Here is a 22,051-nt window from a genome sequence, read left to right as displayed (position 1 = left end):
CACCGTTCATAAGTTAAAAAGGCGCCTTGGTTAGAAGTAGTTTAAGATCGTCGTTCGTCAGGAACAAACCCGCCCCCAAATAGCCCGATCTTGCACCCTGCTGATCGAAAGCATCGTTGATCCCACCCGTGATGTAAATACCGCGATACAATGTATAGGACAGGGAGCTTCGTACATTTGTGTGGCTGAACTGGAAGGCCTCAGCCGTGAACTTCAACTTACGACGGAAGAAGAAGTAGTCGATACCAAAACCACCGTTGTTTTCAATCACGCCGCCTTTCAGCGTCAGATCCCAGAAGTTCTTGGCGAAAAGAGCCGTGATCTTAATTCTATTTTCGTAAGTTTTCTTTTCAGTGTAATCACCAGGCCCCACTGTGCCTGCCCCCGGACCTGTGATCTGAGTGCGGGTTGTTTCAACCACACCGGCAGGATCATCCACCACACCAATATAATAGTAACGATCCAGACCCGGCTGGATCTGCACACCGATATGAGTTTTAGTCGCACCGACTTCGCCCAGATACTCGCCGCGGAAATCAAATGCTGTCTGGATACGGTTGGCTGAATCCAACATCCCGCCCAGACCGTCGATCGCCGACGTCAGGCTTTCGGAAGTCTGTTCGTCACTGATAAGTTTACCCAACGCCCCTTCACCCTTGTTGATACGAGTGGTGATGTCGTCCAGATTTTTTACGGAACTCGACAGACGTTTCCAGGTCTCTTTCAGACCGGATTCGCTCTTGTCGTTCATGACCTCTTGCAGGTTGGCCGTGATATCATGAATATCATCCACGATGTCGCCGATTTTTTCTTTGTTATCTGTGGTCATTTGCGACAGATCACCGGTCAGGGTCTCGATATTTTTCACAATACGGCCCAGAATATGGGCGCGAGTGCCGTCTTCAGAAGTTGCCTCCTGAAGATTACGGGCCACTTCTTTCAAAGAGGATGTCACTTCGGAAACCTGACTCATCAGATTTTCCAAAGAGCCACCTTCACGAATGCTCAGGATCTGGGCGTTGTCCTCTAAAGGAGGATCGGTCGGAGACCCCGGATACACCTCAACGTGCTTGTCCCCCAAAATCCCCTGAGCCTTGATTTCAATGGCTGCGGAAGTCGTTAAGGGAATTTCGGATTTCAAAGTGATATCGACGCGGGCCATACCATCCTGCAAACGGATGTCTTTAATAACCCCGACAGGAATACCAGCAGAACGAACCGCCGAGTTTTTCACTAACCCGCCGGCATTTGGCAGAAGGAACCAGGCTTTTTTAGAGCGCCCAAGATAAGATGGATCGTCGCTGACCTGCATAGACATGACCGCGATGAGAGACCCCACCACGATCACCATTAATCCGACTTTAAACTCAGCTGCACGAAGCCAATTCATTGATGTTTCATCCCTTTATTCACGAACCTCTTCACCAGTTCAATATCGGTGTTGAAGAAGTCCTCTGGAGTACCAAATAACAGAACCCGGCCACTATCCAACATCGCGATATGGTCGGCAATCCTAAATGCAGCGGACAAATCATGGGACACCATGATGGAAGTTACACCCTGCTTTAATTTATGCGTACTCAGAATCAAATTATCCACCATTTCAGTCAGAATGGGATCTAAACCCGTGGTCGGTTCGTCATAGATCAGAATTTCTGGATCTAGGGCGAGAGCTCGGGCCAGACCTGTTCTTTTCTGCATTCCACCACTGATCTGACTTGGAAGTTTATTATAATGTTTGGACTCCAAACCGACCTGATGAAGCTTTTCCTCGGCTATACGAAGGACTTGGGCCGGCTTCAGATCACGGCGGTGTTCAAACAGCGGAAAGCAGACATTTTCCAGAACCGTCATATCGTCAAACAATGCCGCCGACTGAAACAGGACGCCGAAGTTACAGCGAAACTTGGTCAAAGCGTCCGGAGAAAGCGTGGAAAGATCGGTCCCCAAAACTTCGATGGTTCCGGAGGTCGGTTTAAACAAACCCAGCAAGTGTTTCAGCATCACGCTTTTTCCGGTTCCGGAAAAACCTATGATCGCGGTCAGACTGCCTTTGGGAATCTCCAGATTGATGCCCTTTAAAACAAACTCGTGTCCGCCATCGAAAGACTTCTTCACATCTCGTAAGGAAATAGCCGAATTTGACATTAGGAAATCCCCATCAGGTTGTAGAAGACACGGATGATGTTCGTGACGAAGTAATCCAGAATAATAATACCCACCATACTTTGCACGACCCCTTGATTAGTCGCCTCTCCCACCCCTTTGGCCCCACCGGAGGTGTTAAAGCCACGGTATGTGCACATCACCGCAAAATAGATCCCAAAGACCATACCCTTGAACAGACCTTCATTGATATGTTTGATTTCTATAAAGTCAGCGATCTTCTGCCAGAACACGGCTTCATCCAAAGAAACCAGTTTCACGCACAGGAACCAGCTTCCCAGCATCGCCACAAAGTCAAACACCGCCACCAGCAAAGGCATGCAGATAAGTGCCGCCACCAAACGTGGAGAAACCAGATATTGCTTGGTATTCACACCCATCACATCCAGCGCATCAATTTGTTCATTCACACGCATTGTACCCAGACGAGCGGCCATGGCCCCACCGGCACGAGCTGCCACGATCAGTCCCGTCAAAACCGGACCCAGTTCACGCGTGATCCCCAGAGCCACCGTTGGTCCCACCATGTTCACGGCATTGAATAATTTAAACCCCAGATACAACTGGAAGGAAAGTGCCAGCCCGGTAAAACCACCGGTCAAACAGATGATCCCAATGGATTGATTTCCGATAAACTCCATATGACGGATGATTTCGGAAAAGCGCGATGGTTTGGAGAAAATCAAACGCATGCTTTCGTTGAAGAACAAAATAATCTTCCCCGTGGAGGCAACAAAGTCAGACACCGTACCAATAAAGTACCGTCCCAACCCAAATACGGCTCTGTACAGTTTTTGCGACAGAGTCATCGTTTATCCTCCAATTTCTTCTGCAATAAATCCGGAAGCCACCCCGGTATAAACACGCGGCACACGTTCACCCACACTGGTCAGCATTTCCCAGGTGATCGTGTGCGCCTGCACAGCCAGTTCTTCCGGGGAAAGGAAAGTACCATCAGATCCGTAACCAAACAAGGTCACTTCCTGATCTTTAAACCCCTTCAAATCCTGCCCCTGAACAACATCGGTCACATCCAGCATCAAATAATCCATACATATATTGCCGACCAAAGGAACTTTTCGGCCTGCAAACAGCACCGAGGACTGATTGGACAAAATACGATGATAACCGTCAGCATAACCAATTGGCACTACAGCAATAACAGATTCCCGCTTGGCCGTCCAAGTGCCTCCGTAAGAAACTGTTTCACCGACACGCAGATGTCGATAGGTCGCCACATGGGATTTCAGACTCATGACAGGCTTTAGGTCCACGAAGTTTTTTTGCACCAGTGGGTTATAACCATAAATCAAAAGCCCCGGGCGCAGCCCCCAGTTCTGCAAAGCCAAAGGATGATCCGCCGGAAGCCCCTGATCCTTTAAAAGCATCGCACTTAAAATCCCCGCACTGTTCAAAGCATGACAGAAAATTTCAAACGGCCTGAACAGTTCGCTGACTTTATGAAGCGCACGCAGCTGGCCGGCACTGAGCCCTTGTGGGTCCACAGCATCTTCGCCATTAAACAAATGCGTAACCAAAGCTTTCAAACGAATTTTTTTATTCTGCCACAGACGATCAAAAAGCTTTTGTGCCTCTTCCGGACGGAACCCCAGACGGTTCATGCCCGTATCAAACTTCAAATGAATCCCCACCGGTCCTGTGGCCGCAGCCTCCAGATAATCGATCTGTTCCCACGAAGTCACAACCGGGGTCATATTATACTGAAGAATCTTTTCAGCACCTTCGCGGTCAAACCCCCGGAAAACCAGAATCTCGGCTTTCACACCGAAGTTTCTAAGCAGCAGCCCCTCTTCAATCAGACAGACACCCAAATGACGGATACCCAGAGTTTCCAGAAAGCGCGCCAACTGTACATCCCCATGGCCATAGGCATTGGCCTTGACCATCGGGCACAGGAAAGGCACCTGCGGAAAAGACCGCTGCAGCACCTGTATATTGTGCTGAAGATGGTCCAGATTGATTTCCGCAAACGTGCGTCGGTACATTTCCATTCTTAACTCTATTCTGCGCTCACTTCAAACTCAGGTCGGTGAGTTTCCGGTGCTTTATACAAACAAATCTTATTCCCGCCCTTGTCCGTGATATGCATCAGGGCCTTGGTTGCTGATTCATCCAGTGTTTTGGCTGAATCACACAGGGACGGATACTCGCTGACACCCAGACTGACAGACACTTTCATCCCGTTATCCAGGAACGATGTGCTTTCAATAATCCGGCGCACGCGCTCGGCTCTTAAGGCCGCCCCTTTTTTAGGGCAATGTGGAAGAATCATCGCCAGCTCATTCACTCCCGTGCGGCAGGTGACATCATTGGTACGACTGGTTTTAGCAATGATCGTTGCAACGCCTTTTAGCAACTCATCTCTTACGGCCTCCCCCAAAGATGACTCGATCTCATAAAAATCATCCATGGAGATTTTCACAACCGACAAAGGCTGCTTCAAACGGCGTGCGCGGGACACTTCATCACCCAGCACTTTTTGATAGTAATTGCGGTTATAAACCTCGGTAACAAAGTCCGTAACTTCAAGAGCATCGACTTTCTTTTCCAAAGAAAAATTCGAATAACACAAAGACAGCAGGGAAAATTCCTCGCCCATCTTCGTGACTTCTTCCGCCGGCAGATTTCCGGAATAAACAAAAACACCCTCCAAAGAACTGTGCGCATACAGCGGCAAAGCTTTGGGAGGATTGAAACGGAAGGCTTCCACCAGCATGTCAGAAAAACGCGGCGGCAAAAGCCCCACGGCCATCTGACTGCTAAGTTCCTTCATGTCGCCGGATTCAAGCTGCACACCCACACCCTGGATATCCGACGCCGGAATGCCACTGGCATGAGTCGCCACAAACGAACGCACAGACGGAAGGAATTTGAAGAACACACACAGGTTCCCCGGAATCTGATTCAGATATTTTTGAATCAGATCCTCTTTGCTTTGTGCGGAACGATAGTCCCCGATACGGGTCGAAAGCGCCGGGGCCGGATTTTTTTCCGCTTCGGCCTGTTTCATGCTTTTCACAGCCGCTTCATGAACTTCGTCCATGCGGGCCTTGGTGGTGTTTAAATCATCAAAAAGCTGTTCGTTCTGATAAGTCAGATACAGTTTTTCACAGGCGCGATCCACCGCCCAGACCAGACGGGATTCCAAAGCCGCCGGATCATCCGAAATCACATCCACGAACCCATGCCCGTTATACTGCGCCAGAATATCGAACTGCCCGATCGCACTGATGGCGATAAAACGGATCTCTTCGTTAATCTGCTGAACCAGCGTAACGAAATCACTCAGACTGCCACCCAGGGCTGCCGTGGAGAAAATCAGTATATGGGGCGCGTTCTCTTTAAGTCTTTGCTCCAGCATTTCGGGGTCTTGAAAGAAATAGGCATCATAGCCTGCCTGCGAAAGATACACTTTCGTCGAAGCCCCGACATCCACATCCGTGGTGAAGACAAAAACCGTAAACTGAGAACTATAGTCGCGAATGTTCAATTAAATCCTCTTTCCAGGGCGACGAATTTCAACATGGTAACTGTCCAGCTTGGAAGTCTTAACCGAAGCTGCCGCTTTCGGAGGAACCACAAAGTTCACCGGCGTCAGCTCATCATCCAAAGCATCCATTTCTGCAAGGCTGGCACCCGCCGCAGGCTCTGCTTTTACCGGAGCCGACTGGATTTCTTCTGGCGCCACAGGGATTTGTTCTTCAACCTCGACTTCCACTTCAACCTCTTCTTCCTGAACAGCCTGATCTCCCATAAAACCATCAATGAACGTCAATTCATCTTCCGCTGCCGGAACTTGTTTTTTAACTTTCATTTTCTTCACAACTTTTCTGGTTGTGACCTCTTCCGACGCCACTTCCGGCAATTCCTCCAGAAGGTTGTCGATATTCACATCCAAAGGCGATGTCGCAGCCGCCTCAACCGGAGGCTGCTGGGATTCTTCAAAGCTCGCCACCGCTTCGGCGCGATGCTCGGATTCCAGTTTCAGGCTTGGCAGATCCTGCATGACGATGACTTCCTCCTGAACTTCCGGCTGTGGTGCCACCGGAGCCTGCATCGCAGGAACCCCCATGGTTTTCTTAAACAGGATCATCACTTTCGTACCCTGACCACGCTGGGATTCAATGTGCACATCAGCGTTATGTTCTTTCAAAATTCCAAAAGCCACTGACAAGCCCAGTCCCATATGATTCTGGAAGGAGCGAGTGGTAAAGAACGGATCAAAAATCTTTGCGATGTTACCCGCTTCAATTCCCTCACCACAGTCCTCGATATTCAGATGCGTGCCGCCTTCGTCCTCGAAGATGTCCAGCTTGATTTCTTTTTTTGCCATACGCTCCATGGCTTCCACAGAGTTGGTCAGGATATTCACCAACGCCTTGGTGACCGCATCCACATCCATGTCCTTGGCGTAAGCGTCCTGGAAGTTTTTGGTCACTTTCACGCCTTTTTGCGAAAGCACCGCATCCATTTCTTTCAACGCACGTACAACAGGGCCCTCGACACGAACAGCATTTTTTTCTTTCACTTCCTCGCCGGCATAACCCAGAAGCTTATCCAGCACACTTCGTGCGGCACGTGTTTCACGCAGAATGGATTCCGTGCTTTGTACGACTTCGCTGTCAGGTTGTTTGGCCAGAATCATTTGCGAATAACCCAGAATGGAAGCCAGAGGTCCGCGCATTTCGTGCGCCAAAGCCGAAGCCACACGCGTGGCTGCATTCAGGCGTTCTTTATGAGCAATCTCGGGGTCCTGTGCGATGACTTTTTCAACCACTGGTGCCGGAGCTGGCTTGGCTTTTACTTCGGCCAGTTCGTGCTCCAGATTTTCAATTTCTTTTTCTGCCGGGGAAATCACCCACAAGGCAGCGGCGGTTCCAACCAGCACCAGTCCCGCGCCCAGAAGCAGGAACTGCCACCATAAACCACTGCGCCCCTTCATGGCCTCTTTCAGCGGAGCAGAACTCAACACCAAAAGATTGCTTTGCGGAATGGATTCATACATGCCGTAAAGTTCCTGACCGGATTTCAATTTGAAAACAGAACTGCCATGGGATGAGCCGCTTTTTTGCGCTTCCTGGAAAACAGGATCATCACGCATCACCGTGCCCAGATATTCCGGCACAGAGTGGCCCACCGTCAGGCCAGAAGAGGTCACAATCGAAAATGCACTCAAGCTGCCTTTTTGCGCGTCGATCATGGATTGGAAAATTTCGCCGGAACCAAACAAGGCATAGGCGCGGGAACCTTCAATGAACACCAACGCGACATAACGACCACGTTGCGCATCCTGGAAAGGTTTTACATAGAAACGTTCGTCGCTGTTTCGGCCCGCCAGATTTCCGATAGCCGCTTTGATAAATTCTTTGTTCCAGTTGGCCGCCTTGGAATTCTCACGCACGGAAAGAGCTTGCGGATCAAGTTCGTTACCCCGCACAGAGAAAGCTCCGATGGCGTAATAGGGAGCCAATGAATTCCAGTTCATTTTTCCTTTTTGGAAATTGTCGGCATTCAGATTTGCAACCACACGCTGCAGGGATTTTAGTTCCACCGCCAAAGAGTGATTGATCGCGCCCAACTGCGTGCGCGTCTGCGCCTCGACCCAACTCATGCGATCACCATAGACGAAGCTATCGGTCCGCCACAAAACAGCACTGATGAACAGCGCCGCCACAGCAATCAGAACGACGATGAGTTTAACTTTCATTGAGGCAGTTCCTTCCTTGTAACTTCTCCACCGATCTCGGCTAAAAATCCTCCCCCAGGGCTTTCGGGATTTTGGCGAGATACCTTTGATTTCATTGTAGTTTTAGAAACTGGTAAGAATCAAGCAAGAGTCCTTTGCAAATGCCACTAAAAGGAGTAGAAGATCCTCACTATGAGTACTCACCGCTGCGATGTTTTGATTATCGGCTCTGGCACTGCTGGATTGGCTTTGGCGCTGAAGCTGTCTGAAAAAGGAAAAGTGATCGTCCTTGCCAAAGAAAGCGCGGGCGGCACCAACTCCGCCATGGCCCAAGGAGGCATCTCGGCCGTGATGTCCGAAGAGGACAGCTTCGAGTCTCATGTTCAGGATACTTTGGAAGCCGGAGCAGGGCTCTGCAAAGAAACTGTTGTGCGCGATTATGTCGAACAAGCCCCTGAACGCATTAAGGATTTAACAAACTGGGGCGTTCATTTTGACGTCCGCCACAAAGGCACTAAAGAAACCTACGAAGTAGATTTGACGCGCGAAGGCGGACATAGCAAACGTCGCATTCTGCACTTTGAAGACCAAACCGGATTGGAAATTCACCGGACACTTTTAGCCCGCGCTTTGGAAAATCCCAATATCACCCTGATGGAAAAGTTCTACGCAATCGACCTTATTGTGAACAAAGAAGTCGATCCTGCGGACATGGCGCCGGTCACTTGCATCGGCAGCTATGCCCTGAATAAAGAAACCGGCGAAGTGCATACTTTTATAGCAAAAAATACCATCCTTGCAACGGGCGGCGCTGGCAAGGTTTACCTGTACACCTCCAACTGGAGCGGGGCGACCGGCGACGGCATTGCCATGGCATATCGTGTGGGCGCTCGCATCGCCAACCTGGAGTTCATGCAGTTCCACCCGACCTGTCTTTATCACCGCGAATCCCGCAACTTCCTAATCTCGGAAGCTTTGCGGGGCGAGGGCGGCGAACTGGTTGATGCCCAAGGAAATGCTTTCATGCGCAAGTATCACAAGCTGGGCTCGCTGGCTCCGCGTGATGTTGTGGCTCGCTCCATGGACAAGGAAATGAAAAAGACCGGGGCGGAGTGCGTGTATCTGGACATGACCAAGCTGGATCGTGAATTCCTGAAACAGCGATTCCCAACAATCTTCAACAAGTGTGAAGAGTTCGGCATCGACATGAGCAAGCACCCCATCCCCGTGGTTCCGGCTGCACACTATCTGTGTGGCGGGGTTCTGACGGACGTCACCGGGCGCACAGACATCACCAGCTTGTGGGCCATTGGCGAAACCGCCTGCACAGGCCTGCACGGAGCCAACCGCCTGGCCTCCAACTCTTTACTGGAATGCCTGACCACCGCACACAATTGTGCCGAGGAAATCAAGGCTCACTGGGATTCTTACACTTTGTCGGCAAAAGAGCCCAAACCGTGGACTCATCCTCAGGAATCCAACGACGACGAAATGATTGTGATCAACCACATGTGGGACGAGATCCGTCGCCTGATGTGGAACTATATGGGGATTGTCCGCTCTAACAAACGTCTGGAACGGGCACAGCATCGCCTTAAAAATATTCTTTCAGAGACCAAAGAATATTATTCCAACATGAAAATCCATTCAGACATTCTGGAGCTGCGTAATATCGCCATTGTCGCCGACCTGTCGGTGGAATGCGCCTTGCGCAGACATGAGTCCAGAGGCATCCATTACAATCTCGACTATCCTGAAAAGAGCAAGACCGCTCAGGATACAATCGTGGTTCGAGGTCTGAATTGACTTGCCCGCTTTAAACGGGCACGGCAAGCTAAGACTGTATGTACAAAAGATCTGAAGGCTTCTTTAAAGGCTACCAAGACATCAATTTGTTCTTCCAGATTTGGGATAATCCCGAAGCGCGCGGAACTGTCATCATCACTCACGGTCACGGAGAGCACTCCGAGTCCTATCACCGCCTGATCAAGTCGTTTGAAAATGACAAGTGGAGCTTCTATGGCTGGGACCTGCGCGGTCACGGCCGATCCGAGGGGCGTCGCGGATACGTTGCCGAATTTGATGACTACTGCAAGGACTACAAAATCTTTTTGAACATGGTCCTGCAGCAGGAAAAAGTTCGCAAAGGACCGGTGATTTTGTACTGCCATTCAATGGGTGGCCTGATTCAGCTGAAAACTCTTTTGCAAAATTCTGATATCGACTTCACGGCGATGGTGATCAGTGCTCCGCTACTGGGGCTGACGGTTCCGGTACCGGCCTTTAAATCCATGGGGGCAGGCTTGCTGAATAAAATTCTGCCACAAATCACCATGGGGAACGAGCTGACCAACGACATGCTGACACGCGATCCGGATGTGATTCGTGAATACGAACAAGACGCTCTTCGCCACACACGCGTGTCCCCGGGCGCATTCCTGGGCTTTTTGGAGTCTTTCGACTTCGTCAACCCGCGCGCCAATCAATTAACAAAACCTGCCCTGGTGATCGTGTCGGATTCCGATCCGGTGATCAGCACCGCAGCCACCAAAGCCCTGTACGAGCATCTGGGAAGTTCTCAAAAAGAACTCTTCGTTTATCCCAATGCAAAGCACGAACTGATTAACGACACCATCCGCCAGACTGTATTTGCGGATATTAAAAAGTTCCTCGACGGTTTCCTGGAGTCCAAGTAATGAGACAGCTTTTCAGTTTAATTTTGATCACACTTCTTTCCGCCTGCGCCTCCACTTATGAAGTCACCCCTTCAGGCCGCACCCTGCGCACCTCCGATCAGTATATGGAAGTGCTGGAGCAGCACTCTGACAAGATCCGCAGCTATTCCGGATTTTATAATGTTCTGGATGTGGAGGGCGTTGCTTTGAATTCCAAAGTGGCTGCTGCGCAACTGGATCAAAACATGCGCCTGTATCAATGGACTGAGGAAAGATATCAGGAGGAAAAGGTAAAATTTGAACAACGCCTGAGCAAACAGGCGGAATTCTTCGTCAGCTTTTTCACTCCGGAAAGAAAGAATGACGATCTGTTTAAAGACACCACCATGTGGAGAATTTTCCTCGATGTTGATGGCCGTCGCTTCGAAGGCAAGGCCACTCGCGTGAAGTTGCCGTTGGCGGAAATTCAGGGGATTTACCCGTTCCACAACCGCTTTGCCACACCTTATATTTTCACATTCCCGGTACCCATGCTGTCCGTGGAAGGCAAAGAAATGAAACTCACCATGACCGGACCGGTGGGGTCCGGCACGCTGACGATTCAACCGTAGTTCAGTTATTTTTCAACCATTCGATGTTGGGCCTCTTGAGGACTGACGTACTTTGAAAAGATGCGGAGGAAACTCCCATCTTTTTTCATTTCATCAAAAGCTTTTTCCAGCAAAACACGTTCTTCCTGACTGACACGACGTTTTGAAATAAAAGCGCCGATTTCCACTCGCTCGGAAGAATCCTCCACACGAGTCACCAGTTTTTCCATATTCAGTTTGGAAATATGGTGTGTGTTCACAATACCAGAAAACAAAACCGCCTGCACACGCCCGGTTTTTAGCAGCCCGAATGCCCCCTCGGGACCAGGGGTTCCAATCAACCGTCCCTCTTTCAGCAGCTCTTGTTCCTGTGCCTTATCCAGCATGTTCCAGCCACCAATCAGGTGCGCGAACTTGATATTTTTATCCTTGATATAATTCTCGATCTTCCAGTCAGGACGATGGCTGGTTTGAGCCACCAACATCTCACGATAGTTGGTATAAAGACGGACAAAATGTCCTCCTTTAGCGTAGCCGGAACGTTCTGCCCCCAACAAGGAGATATCCGAACGACCGCTGGACATGTTTTCTATTCCCACTGGCAATGAACGTTCGGTTTCAATAAATGTACAACCTAAACGGGTTTGAAGCTCGACGGTCAGATCGTGAGCCAGCCCCTCAAGACGGCCATTCCTGCGAATGGCCAACGGTTCAAAATCACTGATATCCACCAGATAGCGGCGCGTGCAGGCTGCCGGATTTTTCGCAGCTTCCTTATCCTGTGCCGGAACCTCCCGCACAAGAAACGCAAATAACAACAAAGAAAAAAACAGCCTTGGTAATATCATCTCTCAGGTCCTGACATCTTCTCGGCAACCTTGAGAAAGGTTTTAAGAGTCTTACAGGAACTTAAGATTTACCACGACGATGGAAGTATCAGGAGCGCTTAAAGCGACGTAGAACTTCCATCTCAAAAAGAGGCTTTGCCATTTTTGCGATTTTTAGCCCCACCCCGGTCAGACCGGATGGCTCCACGACCTCCAGATCGTGCAGGATCGCCTCACGAACCACCTGAGCGTACTTCATTGGTGACATCGTATCCGTGGGAATTTCAAAGTTTTTGGAATAAAGATTTTCAACTTCGTCAAACATGCGGGTTCGGACTGCCGGAGTGATCAACAACAAAGTGGTTACACCTGTGTCTTTCAGCTCCAGGCGAATGCAGTTGGTGAATGCCACCACGGCTGCCTTGGAGGCCGCATAAGTCGAAGCACATGGAAAGTGCATATACGCCGACACACTGGAGTTGTTAATAATTTTGCCGCGTTTTCTTTTCAGCATTCCCGGCAAAATCCCGTGAGTCAGATGCACCAGCGCATTCACATTCACCTGCATCATCTTGTAAATATCGTCAATGGGCTGTTTTTCAATAAGTCCGCCGGTTAACAAACCTGCATTGTTGAAAAGAATATCCAATGGCACATCTTTTAGCTTTTCAAGCAAAGCATCAACACCTTCACGCGAGGAAAGATCCGCTTCATGAACTGTCACGGATTTCGCACCAAGATCCGTCAGCTCTTTGACGATCTCTTCATCATCTTTGCGCAAAACCACATGCAAGTGGGCTTTATCCTCGGCACACATTTTTGCAAAAGCGCGACCGATTCCTCGACTGGCTCCGGTGATCAGAATTTGTCTGTTGCTGATTTCCATTGTGCTTACCCTTCTTTGATTTCCGTTCCCGGTCCCAAACCCCAGGATTTCAGGATTTCCACTTCTTCAGCGGCGGACATGGCTTTTTTAAACTTCGCACCCGACTGACCACTGACGCGTTTTTGACAGGAAGGCCAATTCCGATGGCGATACACCAGCCCGCCCAGATTGCTAAGATAGCTGAAGGCCTCTTTCTTTTTCTCGCCTGCGCCCTTCATCTCGGGCAAAGCTGTGTTTGTGGGCACATTCAAAAGATCAATCCCATAATGTTCCAGATCACCGCGATACAGCTGGACATACTCTTTTTTGGAAAAAGCCACCGCGATACGATCACAACGTTCATTCCCCGGCGTCCCCACATGCCCGCGGGAATAAAGCCACTCAATTTTCCCCTGAGCCCCACGCGCCGCCACGACTTGCGAGATGTCCTCCCACAAGTCACGATTGGAAACTTCGCCGCCCTCTGCGGTTTGCCAGTTTTTGCGACGCCAGCCAAAAATCCACTGGGTGATTCCGCGAATCAGATAAGTTGAATCAGTATAAAAATGAATCGGCATTTTCAGATGAGCCACCGCGCGAAGTGCTTCCAGCGCAGCCGTCATTTCCATGCGATTGTTTGTCGTGGAGGCTTCGCCTGCGCCCAGTTCAAGCACTTGATTATCAGGGAAAAGAAGAACGCTGCCCCAACCCCCGGGACCAGGATTCCCGGAGCAGGCACCATCAGAATAAATCAGAATATAATCTCTTGTTGTTTGCACCTGACCATCCTTACGACGTTGGCTGGGACTGTCAAGGCCACCCGTTTCTTAGCGGGTCTGCTGGCTCACCGTGCAGTTGACCGGCGCCGCGCCAGGATGCCCTTCGGCAACCACTTGAACGCGATTGGTTGCAGACACAGGAAGCTTGCCTTGGCAAACCGGCTGCCCGTTGTCACGGCTTAACTCGAAACGCAGTTCAAATTTATCAGAGGTTTCATACTGTCCCAGATTTTTAGAAAAAATCTGTCCATGCGGCACAATCTGATTATCGACCATATCCACAGGAATACCTGACTGCGCATCAGACAAAAGCAAGAAAGCTTTCAGATCAGCATCCGTGGAATTCACCAACTGCACAGTTACTGCCTGCGCAGAACCAGCCACCAACACTGTGAATAAAGATAAAAGCCATTTCATAGATACCTCACTAAGTTTCTGCCAAATATAAGTTTCCAGCTATCGTTCCCCGCCCCGACAATACAGTCAATGCCCTTCGCGGAAAAACGTCAGCCCCTTTTGGGACTGGTGGCTAAACATTGGACAGTCCGGTGTGCTTAAAACTGCTTAGGGTGAATTTATTACTGGCACTGTCTTCGCAACAATATCACGGACAGGACTTTAGGAGCTTTTTAAGCTCTGAGGAGAAGCTATGGTTATTGCAATTCGTCCCCTTATTGGTTTTGTGCTTACGGCGCTGATGGCGGCACCGGTTTTTGCCAATAACAATGCTTCTGTGACTTCTCCGACCTCTGTCATGCAAGCTCCGAAAAAAGACGGCCGCCGCTGGAGCGGTTTTATCAGCGCAAGCCGTTCGACAAATCTGATCAATCATGACGATGGTTCTCAAATGGACGCGATGGACTATCTGGCCCGCCTGAACCTGAAGCTGACCAATAATTTCTCTCTGCGTGTACAGGGTGGTTATTCTCAAGACATGAAGGACGCCCAGAATGATGATTTCAGCAACACATCCGTGTCCCTGCGTCGTTCGCCATTTGATGTGAACAGAACCTTCAAGGGCACCTATCGCCTGGGCATGATTGCTCCGACATCCAAAGATGCCTACAAAAGACAGAACCTGCTAACAGGTATCACGGCCGGTGGTGATTTGATGATCAATCCGGACCGTCTCATAACGGGACTTGATATTATGGGTGGCCTCAGCGTCACTCGCAATATCCATCAGTATGAAACGGCCTTGGACGGTGTGGTGAACACCCAGTACAGCTCCTCTCAGATGGTTTCTGTATCCTATTCCTTTGAATCAGGAATTTCCCTGTCTGCGACGTTCACTCATATGAACACCTGGTCTTATCAAAATGTGATGAGAGATTCTTTCGATTTCAGTCAGGAGATTGGCTATGATATCAACTCCTCCCTGAACATCGCCGCTGGTCACACCAACTCCGGTTCCACGTTAAGACCCAATGGCACTGATTCAAACGTCAAACTGCTGGACGAAGAAAGCTCTTTGATCTACGCCTCAGCAACCTTTATTTTCTAAGGCACCCATGAAACTCTGGCTGGCGGCAGTACTGCTCTTGATATGCTTCCAGCCTTTTGCCGTTCAGGCAAATGCCCCCGTGGATATTGTCTTCGATATTGACTGGACAACCTTCTATTCCATTGAAAACACCGCAGCCCCGGATTCCCAACAACGCACTGTCGAGGGAAAAATCTATCGCTATACGGATCATCTGCCTCAGGTGATTGAAACGCTGCTGTCACGTCATCCCGAAATTCGTATCAGCTTCTTTAGTGGTGGGGAAAAATCGCGCAATGAAACTTTACTAAGCCAGGTGCATCTGCCTGACGGACGCTCTTTGAAAGATACTGCCTATCGCATCTTTTCCAAAGAGCATCTGAAAGTGCTGTCTCAAGACGAGACGATTCGCTTTTCCAAGCGCAATAAAAAAGACCTGGCGCAGGTACTGCCTGAATCAGACCCTGCACGCACAATTCTGATCGACGATCAGGTGGAGTTCGCAATGAAGCCCTACAAGGCCGTTTCTTCCCTGGGGTTCTTTAACTTCGGCGCAGAGTTCACAGAGCCCAAAGCAGGTGAAGCTTACGCTCCAAAAACCCGCGCCGAATGGGCGCAGGAACGCAACAAAGCCTTGGTGTGGCTGCACCTGCTGGATGAAGCTCTTTTGGAAAGTAAATTAAAAGGGACTTCTTTCGCTGACGAGATTTCCCATCTGTGGAAACTGAAGTCCGCAAGTCCTCTTTCCCGCCTGTATGGTCAGCGTTTGCTTAATGCTCCCCGCGTGTATTCCTGCCAGAAGGTTTTTGCCCTTTAGCGGCCTCTTTTTTGGTTAAATCCCTCATCGTAATCATGTGCAGGCCCATTTCTTCATTGTATTCCAAGGTGTATTTCGCGGGATAAAATCCGGTTTCAGCCACGGCTTCTGCCATGGGAACCGGGCTTTCAAAGGCTGTGGTGGCCTGAATAAAATCCCTTGTGATCATGGGTTCCAGAAAATTCATTTTCCCCGCGTAAAATCCATAAATAAAAGTGCTGGTAAAAGGCTGGCCATTGTATTCCGGTGATCGCAGATCCACCCAGTGCCAGCCCATCTGCGGAACTCCTCCTGGACCTCCCACATAAAATGGGGGCTGCTGATTCTGTGCAGGCATCTGCATACAGACGACTTCGTCTTCCCCAAGACAGGAAATGGCCAGACGCTGCTCTGGAGATATCAGATAGAAGTGGAAATCAAAGTGGGGCTTCCCATAGATACTGTCCGGTTCATGCCCATGCGGCATCCAGTTCAGCACAATATGATTGTACGGTGGCAAAGACACCACTGTCGGCAAAGCCACTGCATACTCTGCCGGTTCATGTTCTGAAAGGCCTTGCAAAGCCTCTCTGGGAAAAGCCACCCCGATGGCCAACGGCTCCCCGGTGTCAGAGGCCTCTACGAAAGATCGGACAGAAGCCCCGCCTAGAGCTGTTGGCGGACCCCAGATTGTGACTGCCTGGGCAATGGAAGATAAAGTGAATACCAGAAGACCAACAGAAAGCCATTTCATAAGCGACCTCCTCGCGTCTGCCCTTAGCTAAAACCCCGTCTCATTCCGAGACAAGACTTATCCCCGTCGGACTGTCGGGAATCAGAACTGATTTGAGCTCAAAATTAAAAAGGCCCGAATTGTCCCCTGACCAAAATCTCGACAGCTTCCAAGCCTGTAATGCAAATAATTCCAAATGGGACCAAAGCACCGTGGCACCTTCGATGCATTTATACCCACTTAAGAGAGAGCTCCTGTACGAAGCCCCATATATTTGACGTGGGTTTTTGTCAGTGACAATAAACGGATGGAGAGAACATGACACACAAACCTCAGTACACAAAAGCATTCACAGCTTTGTTGACCTTCGCTCTGGTAGCGGCGGGTTGTACGGCAAAACGTGATGCGGCCCTGCCTGATGCAGAAGCATTGCAAACATTTGCAATTTCTGAGTTCGGGAATATTTCAGAGGGTGACGGTTATAAGGTCAGCCTAAAGCCAGGTTTGCGTGCGCAAAACATGGGTATCCAGTCCAACAAGGCCACTCAGGAAAAAGGTCTGGTGGCAATTGATGCCGAAGAATCCGGCGTACCAAAGCGTCTTCGTTTCATGTTTAAAGATTTGGAAGTTTCCGGCCAGGAACAACAATCCTTCAAGATTGTATTCGGTGTCGATTCCAAATATGTAACTGCTTATAAAATGACTTCAGACCTGAACTCTCTTACCGTTCTGGAGCAAAGCCTTGCAGTGTCCCCGGCAGAAGTAAAACTTTCCATCGAACTTCAAAAAGCAAAAAACACCAAAGACAAAAAGGCCGTTTTTGAGAAAATGGCTGTGGCTCAAAAATCCCGCACCTTGTCTTTAAGAAATCGTTCTGCAGTGAATGTCATGGTTCCTCTCTTTAAATATGACATCGCCAGAAAAGGTATTCTGGAAAGAGTAAAAAACTCCCTGCGCGAAGAAACTTCCACATTAAATCTGCGTGAAACAGAGTTCAGCCAGGCAACACACATTTCCATCGATACAACTTCCGACGGACGTAAAGATGTGGGTAGCGTTGATCAGAAAAAAGAGCTTGATCAACTGTTCACAACTGAATCTTTGGATGGGAAAGTATTCAAAGCATCCGAGCTTCAAGAACGCTTTAAATTCAATATGAAGTTCGTTGCTGACGATGCTCAGGTATTGGCAAAGCTGGATAGCGATGATATGAAAGTCTATGAAATGACGACTTTAGGTCAGTTGTCCGAAGACGAACAGCGTCTGGTTAAATCCGGCAATACCAATGGTGAGCTGATCTCTTGCGGCGCCAACTCTGGTGATAAAACTTGCATCATGCGTCTGGTGGCAACGGTTCCAGTAACATATAAAAATGCCCGTTTGAATCTAGCTGACTCCAAGGAAAATACTTCCAACTCGTTAGAGCTTGAGAAGGTAACTAAAGCTAAATCCCAAGGCTTGGTTGAAATCAGCCGTGACGTACGCGCTGAGCGTGCCCGCCCGACTGGTATCATCGATCCACTTAATACAATCCGTGTTTCCGATCTTAAGGGTGAATTCTACTTCAGAAGAACCTTTGAAGATGCATCCAATATGCTGCTGGTTGCAAAATCCGGCACCAGTGGTGACATGACAATCGTAAAATTTGAAATGGAAAAGGACCGTTTGGTTGTCCGCAATCAAAAAGCTCTGATCGACTATATCGGTCAAGGGGCCCGTGATCGCGAAGAACTGATGAGCGTTCCTGTTAAATACTTCAAACTTGAAAAAGTGGATGCTGATGGCGTGGCTTTACAGGTTCCTAAATTGATTGATGCAAAGAAAGAAGATGCAGAGTACATCGAAATCGACTGGACCCGTAACACGATCCCGGTTGCTAACTCTCCACTGGCTTACTTTACTGCAGGTCAGTGCTGGGCAGCTCAGGCCGCTCAATCCGTAACAGATATGGATATGCGTCTGGCAAATGACGGCGTTCTAAACTTCTCTTTGGCCGGTTCATACTCTGTAATTCCAGACTGTGCGAATACAAAACAAGTGAACGATGCTTACTTCAGCTACAACACTCAATTCAATTATAATGTGGTTGAACGTTTGTCCTTCAAGAAAAGAACAAATGCAGCTGTTGAAGACAAGCAGTTCGCTCCGAACATCTCTCCAACGGAACAGAATGCGATGAACTTCGCAATCTTCACTTTGGCTGACAATATTACTGACCCCAACGTACGTCAGGGACGAGTGGACAGCCAGGTTTATCGTCCGGTAATCCACGATTTCCGCAATGGCAAGGTCCTGAACTACTGGATCGGTGGTCTGGACAATGCTTCAGCTGAGCGCAAAGCATTGATTGAACAAGCGGCGACTGAAGTTGTTGCAGAATGGAATGAGGCTTTCCACAAGGCTTTGAAGGGAACATCTCTTCAACGTTCTGGTGCCTATATCGTTCTGAACAAAGAAACCGAAGGCCGTAAAAGCCACATTGGTGACCTTGATAGAAACTACCTGTGGTTCTTTGATCTTCCGACAGAGAATGGTTTACTGGGTGTAGCTCAGCCTGCACCAAACCCACACTCCGGCACTATCATTGCCAACAACGTTATCGTTTACTCCGGCAACTCTGAAAGAAATGTAAAGGGTATTCTGGATATTACGAAAGAACAACGTGAATATGAAGAAATGCTAGAGGAGGCAAAACAAGAGGCTTTGGCAGAATTCCAGCAAAAAATGGCCGAAGAAAAAGCAGCACCAGCGGCTTCCAAACCTCAGGCATCTGCGAACGCGTCTCCAGAACAAAAAGTGGAGGCAATGTTTAAAGCCCATGGCTCCTTCATGCAGCGTCTGGCTTTGTCTGCCCGTCCGGTAAAAGCGCAACGTGCAACGTCCAAATACACATCTGCTTTGGCGAACAAGAAGTCCTTGACTGGCCTTCGCAACAAAAACTTCAAGAAACGCAAAGTGGTTTCTGATGTGAAAGTAACTTCCAGCAAAGACTTCACTCGTCGTGTTATCGAGGAAGCATTGTCTGGTGAATTCAGAAATGACCCAATGATGCTTGAAGCTATCGTTGCCAAGGAGCTTGCTCGCACAGAGCAAGGCCTGTCTCCACAGATCAAAGCTCTATTGCAACAACAGGCTCAATTGAAGCATATGTCTGCGAAATTCGACGTCGCCTCCAAAAAGCGTGGTGGCTGCTTCATGTACGCTCGTAATGACTACAATGACGCATTCACCGGTACGGACTTCAACGAATTGTTCAAAAAAGAGATTAAAGCCACATTGTTGCATGAAATTGGTCACTCTTTGGGACTGGTCCACAACTTCAAGGCATCTTTCGACAGAAAAAACTTCAAATTTGAAGGTGAAGAGACAAAACGTAACTATACATCCATCATGGATTACATTGCCCCATCAGAGATGGAATATGCAGGTCCGGGCACTTATGATGTGCACGCACTTCGCGCTATCTACGGTGGTATTGTAGAATTGTCCGCAGCTGCAATGAAAGGTGTTCAAAACAACTCTTTGACTAATCCTGACGCTAAAACAACGATCCCGGTTGTGAATAACAAGTTCATCAGCCTGGGTGACGTGCAAAAGTTCTTTGGTTTGAAGTACTCCACTGACGTTGTTAAGTCCATGATCGAACAAACTGGTCTTCTACGTCACTATGGTCAGTGTCATGACGGTGAAGTTGGATCAACAGCAGCTTGTACTCCATACGATGAAGGATCTTCCGCCGTGGATATCGTAAAAGCACAAGTACAGAACTACAATCGTTTGTACTCAACTCATTACCATGCGGCAGATCGTATTAACTTCGGCTGGAGTCAGAAAGTAAGCGTGATCAGTCGCAATATCGGTACGTTCAGCACGATCCGCAGCTTCCTGGATCAGGCTTTCATGATGCAATTCTACGGCACAGCACTTAATGATGCTGAAGCACAGGACTTCATGGATGCAGCACACATTGCTTATGACTTCTTCCATGAAGTTCTACGCATCCCTGATACGAACCTGCCATTCGGTAAAGACAAAGAGGAAATCAAAAAACGTTTGATCCCGATTCAGTACACTATGCAGAAGCCAGTGACCAAAGAAAATGCCAATGACGGCCTTCCGGTTAAAACAGATGCCAATGGTCAGCAGTTCAAAGAAGTTAATGATGTTCGAGTTCTTGAAGCTCGCCGTGTATATGACTACGGTTATGGCATCACAGCGGATCGCTTCGACACATTGGGTATTGGTTTCGACAAGCAATTTGCACTTCAGTTCCTAATGACTGCAAATCCCGCTGCATTGACAGACGACTCCCAAATGGGCTGGATCAGCTTCAATGAATTCGAACAGTACATGCTGGGTGTAAACTCTGCTGCTGAATCCACAAACATGATTACTTTGTATGAGATCATGAATGGTTCCCTGAATGCCGGCTTTATTGATGAGGATCACAACCTGATTCAGGTCAATGCCCCTGCAACGATCAACAGAAACCTTCTGGACTCTGCAGTTCTAAGTGGTTTGGCTGATACAAACATCTACCGTTCGTTCGGCCTGGATACTTACGCTGAGTTCTTCAAAGTTGGTATCTTGAAAGGTGGCAAATCCATCTCCGATCGCGCAACAGTGGCTCGCTTCGGACAAAGCTCGAAGTCCGCGGCTGGTATCAAGTTCTATGGCGCTGACAATGCTCTGGGTGCAAACCTGATGGTTTCCACAGCAGCAAGAAAGGCCATCCTTCTTGAAAACCAGGATGATCTGTCCCAGAAAATGGTCAAGATGCTGAATCTGGACACGCAATTGGGTATGAAGATCAATGCAGCCAAAGCAAAGCCTGAACTGAAGGATAAATCTGCAGCTGATATTATTGCGGCCGATAAAGAGCTTCAGACTATCCAGGCGGCGGCAAATGCAGCGGCGGCAGAGTTGACTGCGGCAATGAACGAATTGAATAAAAATGGAGAAGTCGTAACCAAGGAAGAAATCTCTCAGAATCCAAACCTGGCTATTGAAGTTCAGGTTCAAATGCTGAGAAGCATGCTGAACAAATCAATGACCCTTTTGATCACTGCAAAGCCTTACTTGGAACAAGTTCCTCTGGAGCAGCTACAACCACTATTGGATCTGCTGGCGAAGGAAAAATCCACAAACAGCCAGCTGGCAACTCTGGACCTACTGGCTCTGGGACAAGAAGTTCTGACTCAGGCGACGGCTAATATTGCTATCAACCTGAACGGTCGCGGTCAGGTACCAGGCAGTGCTGTAATTGGCTTGATGATGGAGAGAACTCCACTGACTTCCGCTCAGCAGTCTCTGATGTACGTAATCGAGGATCTGGCCCGCTACACAAGCATCCTGAATCCTGAATACACGCACTAACCCAAAAAGACTCTCCGGCCCGGGCTCTACTCTCTCTCAGAGCCCGGGCTTTTT

General features: G+C 48.9%; 17 protein-coding genes. 6 read left to right on the top strand and 11 right to left on the bottom strand.

The genetic code is table 11. The features are described 5' to 3' along the window. Nucleotides 1-13: 13 nt before the first annotated feature. The 6 genes from EZJ49_RS15665 to EZJ49_RS15640 are packed head-to-tail and all read right to left on the bottom strand — an operon-like array spanning nt 14 to nt 7,894. A complete protein-coding gene (locus EZJ49_RS15665; RefSeq protein WP_262553207.1) occupies nt 14-1,390 on the bottom strand; it encodes an MlaD family protein in 1,377 nt (458 codons plus the stop codon). After that, on the bottom strand, nt 1,387-2,148 hold the full coding sequence (locus EZJ49_RS15660) for an ABC transporter ATP-binding protein (RefSeq protein ID WP_262553206.1): 762 nt from the start codon (nt 2,146-2,148) through the stop codon (nt 1,387-1,389). The genes EZJ49_RS15665 and EZJ49_RS15660 overlap by 4 nt, the downstream gene beginning before the upstream one ends. Then, on the bottom strand, nt 2,148-2,975 hold the full coding sequence (locus EZJ49_RS15655; protein WP_262553205.1) for an MlaE family ABC transporter permease: 828 nt from the start codon (nt 2,973-2,975) through the stop codon (nt 2,148-2,150). The genes EZJ49_RS15660 and EZJ49_RS15655 overlap by 1 nt, the downstream gene beginning before the upstream one ends. Nucleotides 2,976-2,978: 3 nt before the next feature. Next, the gene (alr, locus tag EZJ49_RS15650; RefSeq protein WP_262553204.1) at nt 2,979-4,178 is read right to left on the bottom strand and encodes an alanine racemase; all 1,200 of its coding nucleotides are present in this window, start codon (nt 4,176-4,178) and stop codon (nt 2,979-2,981) included. 8 nt (nt 4,179-4,186) lie between these two features. Then, nucleotides 4,187-5,677: a diguanylate cyclase gene (locus EZJ49_RS15645; RefSeq protein ID WP_262553203.1), complete on the bottom strand. Its 1,491-nt coding sequence runs from the start codon at nt 5,675-5,677 to the stop codon at nt 4,187-4,189. Further along, a complete protein-coding gene (locus tag EZJ49_RS15640; RefSeq protein ID WP_262553202.1) occupies nt 5,678-7,894 on the bottom strand; it encodes a sensor histidine kinase in 2,217 nt (738 codons plus the stop codon). It abuts the gene before it with no gap. A 171-nt stretch (nt 7,895-8,065) separates the two neighbouring features. Here EZJ49_RS15640 and nadB point away from each other — a divergent pair, with 171 nt between their 5' ends. The 3 genes from nadB to EZJ49_RS15625 are packed head-to-tail and all read left to right on the top strand — an operon-like array spanning nt 8,066 to nt 11,159. Continuing rightward, a complete protein-coding gene (gene nadB / locus EZJ49_RS15635; protein WP_262553200.1) occupies nt 8,066-9,679 on the top strand; it encodes an L-aspartate oxidase in 1,614 nt (537 codons plus the stop codon). Nucleotides 9,680-9,717: 38 nt separating this feature from the next. Beyond that, nucleotides 9,718-10,569 carry an alpha/beta hydrolase gene (locus EZJ49_RS15630; protein ID WP_262553199.1) on the top strand — a complete coding sequence of 284 codons (852 nt, stop codon included), beginning with the start codon at nt 9,718-9,720 and terminating at the stop codon, nt 10,567-10,569. Continuing rightward, a complete protein-coding gene (locus tag EZJ49_RS15625; protein WP_262553198.1) occupies nt 10,569-11,159 on the top strand; it encodes a hypothetical protein in 591 nt (196 codons plus the stop codon). Before EZJ49_RS15630 ends, EZJ49_RS15625 begins: the two co-directional genes overlap by 1 nt. Nucleotides 11,160-11,164: 5 nt before the next feature. On the opposite strand, the gene EZJ49_RS15620 is transcribed toward EZJ49_RS15625, so the two are convergent. The 4 genes from EZJ49_RS15620 to EZJ49_RS15605 all read right to left on the bottom strand — a co-directional run bounded on the left by EZJ49_RS15620 (nt 11,165) and on the right by EZJ49_RS15605 (nt 14,026). Then, complete coding sequence (locus tag EZJ49_RS15620) at nt 11,165-11,986, bottom strand: transporter substrate-binding domain-containing protein (protein ID WP_262553196.1); 822 nt, start codon at nt 11,984-11,986, stop codon at nt 11,165-11,167. 88 nt (nt 11,987-12,074) lie between these two features. Next, nucleotides 12,075-12,851, bottom strand: a complete 777-nt coding sequence (locus tag EZJ49_RS15615) for an SDR family NAD(P)-dependent oxidoreductase (protein WP_262553195.1) — start codon at nt 12,849-12,851, stop codon at nt 12,075-12,077. A 5-nt stretch (nt 12,852-12,856) separates the two neighbouring features. Beyond that, nucleotides 12,857-13,609: an RNase H family protein gene (locus tag EZJ49_RS15610; RefSeq protein WP_262553194.1), complete on the bottom strand. Its 753-nt coding sequence runs from the start codon at nt 13,607-13,609 to the stop codon at nt 12,857-12,859. A gap of 48 nt (nt 13,610-13,657) precedes the next feature. Further along, nucleotides 13,658-14,026 (bottom strand): hypothetical protein, encoded by a 369-nt coding sequence (locus tag EZJ49_RS15605; RefSeq protein ID WP_262553193.1) that lies wholly within the window; start codon nt 14,024-14,026, stop codon nt 13,658-13,660. Nucleotides 14,027-14,258: 232 nt separating this feature from the next. Here EZJ49_RS15605 and EZJ49_RS15600 point away from each other — a divergent pair, with 232 nt between their 5' ends. Then, nucleotides 14,259-15,113: a hypothetical protein gene (locus EZJ49_RS15600; protein WP_262553191.1), complete on the top strand. Its 855-nt coding sequence runs from the start codon at nt 14,259-14,261 to the stop codon at nt 15,111-15,113. A gap of 7 nt (nt 15,114-15,120) precedes the next feature. After that, nucleotides 15,121-15,909 (top strand): hypothetical protein, encoded by a 789-nt coding sequence (locus EZJ49_RS15595; protein ID WP_262553190.1) that lies wholly within the window; start codon nt 15,121-15,123, stop codon nt 15,907-15,909. Here EZJ49_RS15595 and EZJ49_RS15590 read toward each other — a convergent pair. Further along, a complete protein-coding gene (locus tag EZJ49_RS15590; RefSeq protein ID WP_262553189.1) occupies nt 15,863-16,642 on the bottom strand; it encodes a DUF5602 domain-containing protein in 780 nt (259 codons plus the stop codon). The genes EZJ49_RS15595 and EZJ49_RS15590 overlap by 47 nt on opposite strands. A 297-nt stretch (nt 16,643-16,939) precedes the next feature. Here EZJ49_RS15590 and EZJ49_RS15585 point away from each other — a divergent pair, with 297 nt between their 5' ends. After that, a complete protein-coding gene (locus EZJ49_RS15585; RefSeq protein ID WP_262553188.1) occupies nt 16,940-21,997 on the top strand; it encodes a zinc-dependent metalloprotease in 5,058 nt (1,685 codons plus the stop codon). The last annotated feature ends 54 nt before the right edge of the window (nt 21,998-22,051 follow it).

Source organism: Bdellovibrio bacteriovorus (assembly GCF_025558485.1).
Taxonomy (GTDB): domain Bacteria; phylum Bdellovibrionota; class Bdellovibrionia; order Bdellovibrionales; family Bdellovibrionaceae; genus Bdellovibrio; species Bdellovibrio bacteriovorus_G.
Note: the sequence above shows the minus strand (reverse complement) of the source record. Positions and strands in the feature narration are given on the sequence as shown.

What these genes read in the sequence shown, in the direction of transcription:
- EZJ49_RS15625 (WP_262553198.1), top strand. Translation starts at nt 10,569, where the DNA reads ATGAGACAGCTTTTCAGTTTAATTTTGATCACACTTCTTTCCGCCTGC.
- EZJ49_RS15585 (WP_262553188.1), top strand. Translation starts at nt 16,940, where the DNA reads ATGACACACAAACCTCAGTACACAAAAGCATTCACAGCTTTGTTGACC.
- EZJ49_RS15615 (WP_262553195.1), bottom strand. Translation starts at nt 12,851, where the DNA reads ATGGAAATCAGCAACAGACAAATTCTGATCACCGGAGCCAGTCGAGGA.
- EZJ49_RS15630 (WP_262553199.1), top strand. Translation starts at nt 9,718, where the DNA reads ATGTACAAAAGATCTGAAGGCTTCTTTAAAGGCTACCAAGACATCAAT.
- EZJ49_RS15605 (WP_262553193.1), bottom strand. Translation starts at nt 14,026, where the DNA reads ATGAAATGGCTTTTATCTTTATTCACAGTGTTGGTGGCTGGTTCTGCG.
- EZJ49_RS15590 (WP_262553189.1), bottom strand. Translation starts at nt 16,642, where the DNA reads ATGAAATGGCTTTCTGTTGGTCTTCTGGTATTCACTTTATCTTCCATT.
- EZJ49_RS15600 (WP_262553191.1), top strand. Translation starts at nt 14,259, where the DNA reads ATGGTTATTGCAATTCGTCCCCTTATTGGTTTTGTGCTTACGGCGCTG.
- EZJ49_RS15655 (WP_262553205.1), bottom strand. Translation starts at nt 2,975, where the DNA reads ATGACTCTGTCGCAAAAACTGTACAGAGCCGTATTTGGGTTGGGACGG.
- EZJ49_RS15640 (WP_262553202.1), bottom strand. Translation starts at nt 7,894, where the DNA reads ATGAAAGTTAAACTCATCGTCGTTCTGATTGCTGTGGCGGCGCTGTTC.
- alr (WP_262553204.1), bottom strand. Translation starts at nt 4,178, where the DNA reads ATGGAAATGTACCGACGCACGTTTGCGGAAATCAATCTGGACCATCTT.
- EZJ49_RS15660 (WP_262553206.1), bottom strand. Translation starts at nt 2,148, where the DNA reads ATGTCAAATTCGGCTATTTCCTTACGAGATGTGAAGAAGTCTTTCGAT.
- EZJ49_RS15595 (WP_262553190.1), top strand. Translation starts at nt 15,121, where the DNA reads ATGAAACTCTGGCTGGCGGCAGTACTGCTCTTGATATGCTTCCAGCCT.
- EZJ49_RS15665 (WP_262553207.1), bottom strand. Translation starts at nt 1,390, where the DNA reads ATGAATTGGCTTCGTGCAGCTGAGTTTAAAGTCGGATTAATGGTGATC.
- nadB (WP_262553200.1), top strand. Translation starts at nt 8,066, where the DNA reads ATGAGTACTCACCGCTGCGATGTTTTGATTATCGGCTCTGGCACTGCT.
- EZJ49_RS15620 (WP_262553196.1), bottom strand. Translation starts at nt 11,986, where the DNA reads ATGATATTACCAAGGCTGTTTTTTTCTTTGTTGTTATTTGCGTTTCTT.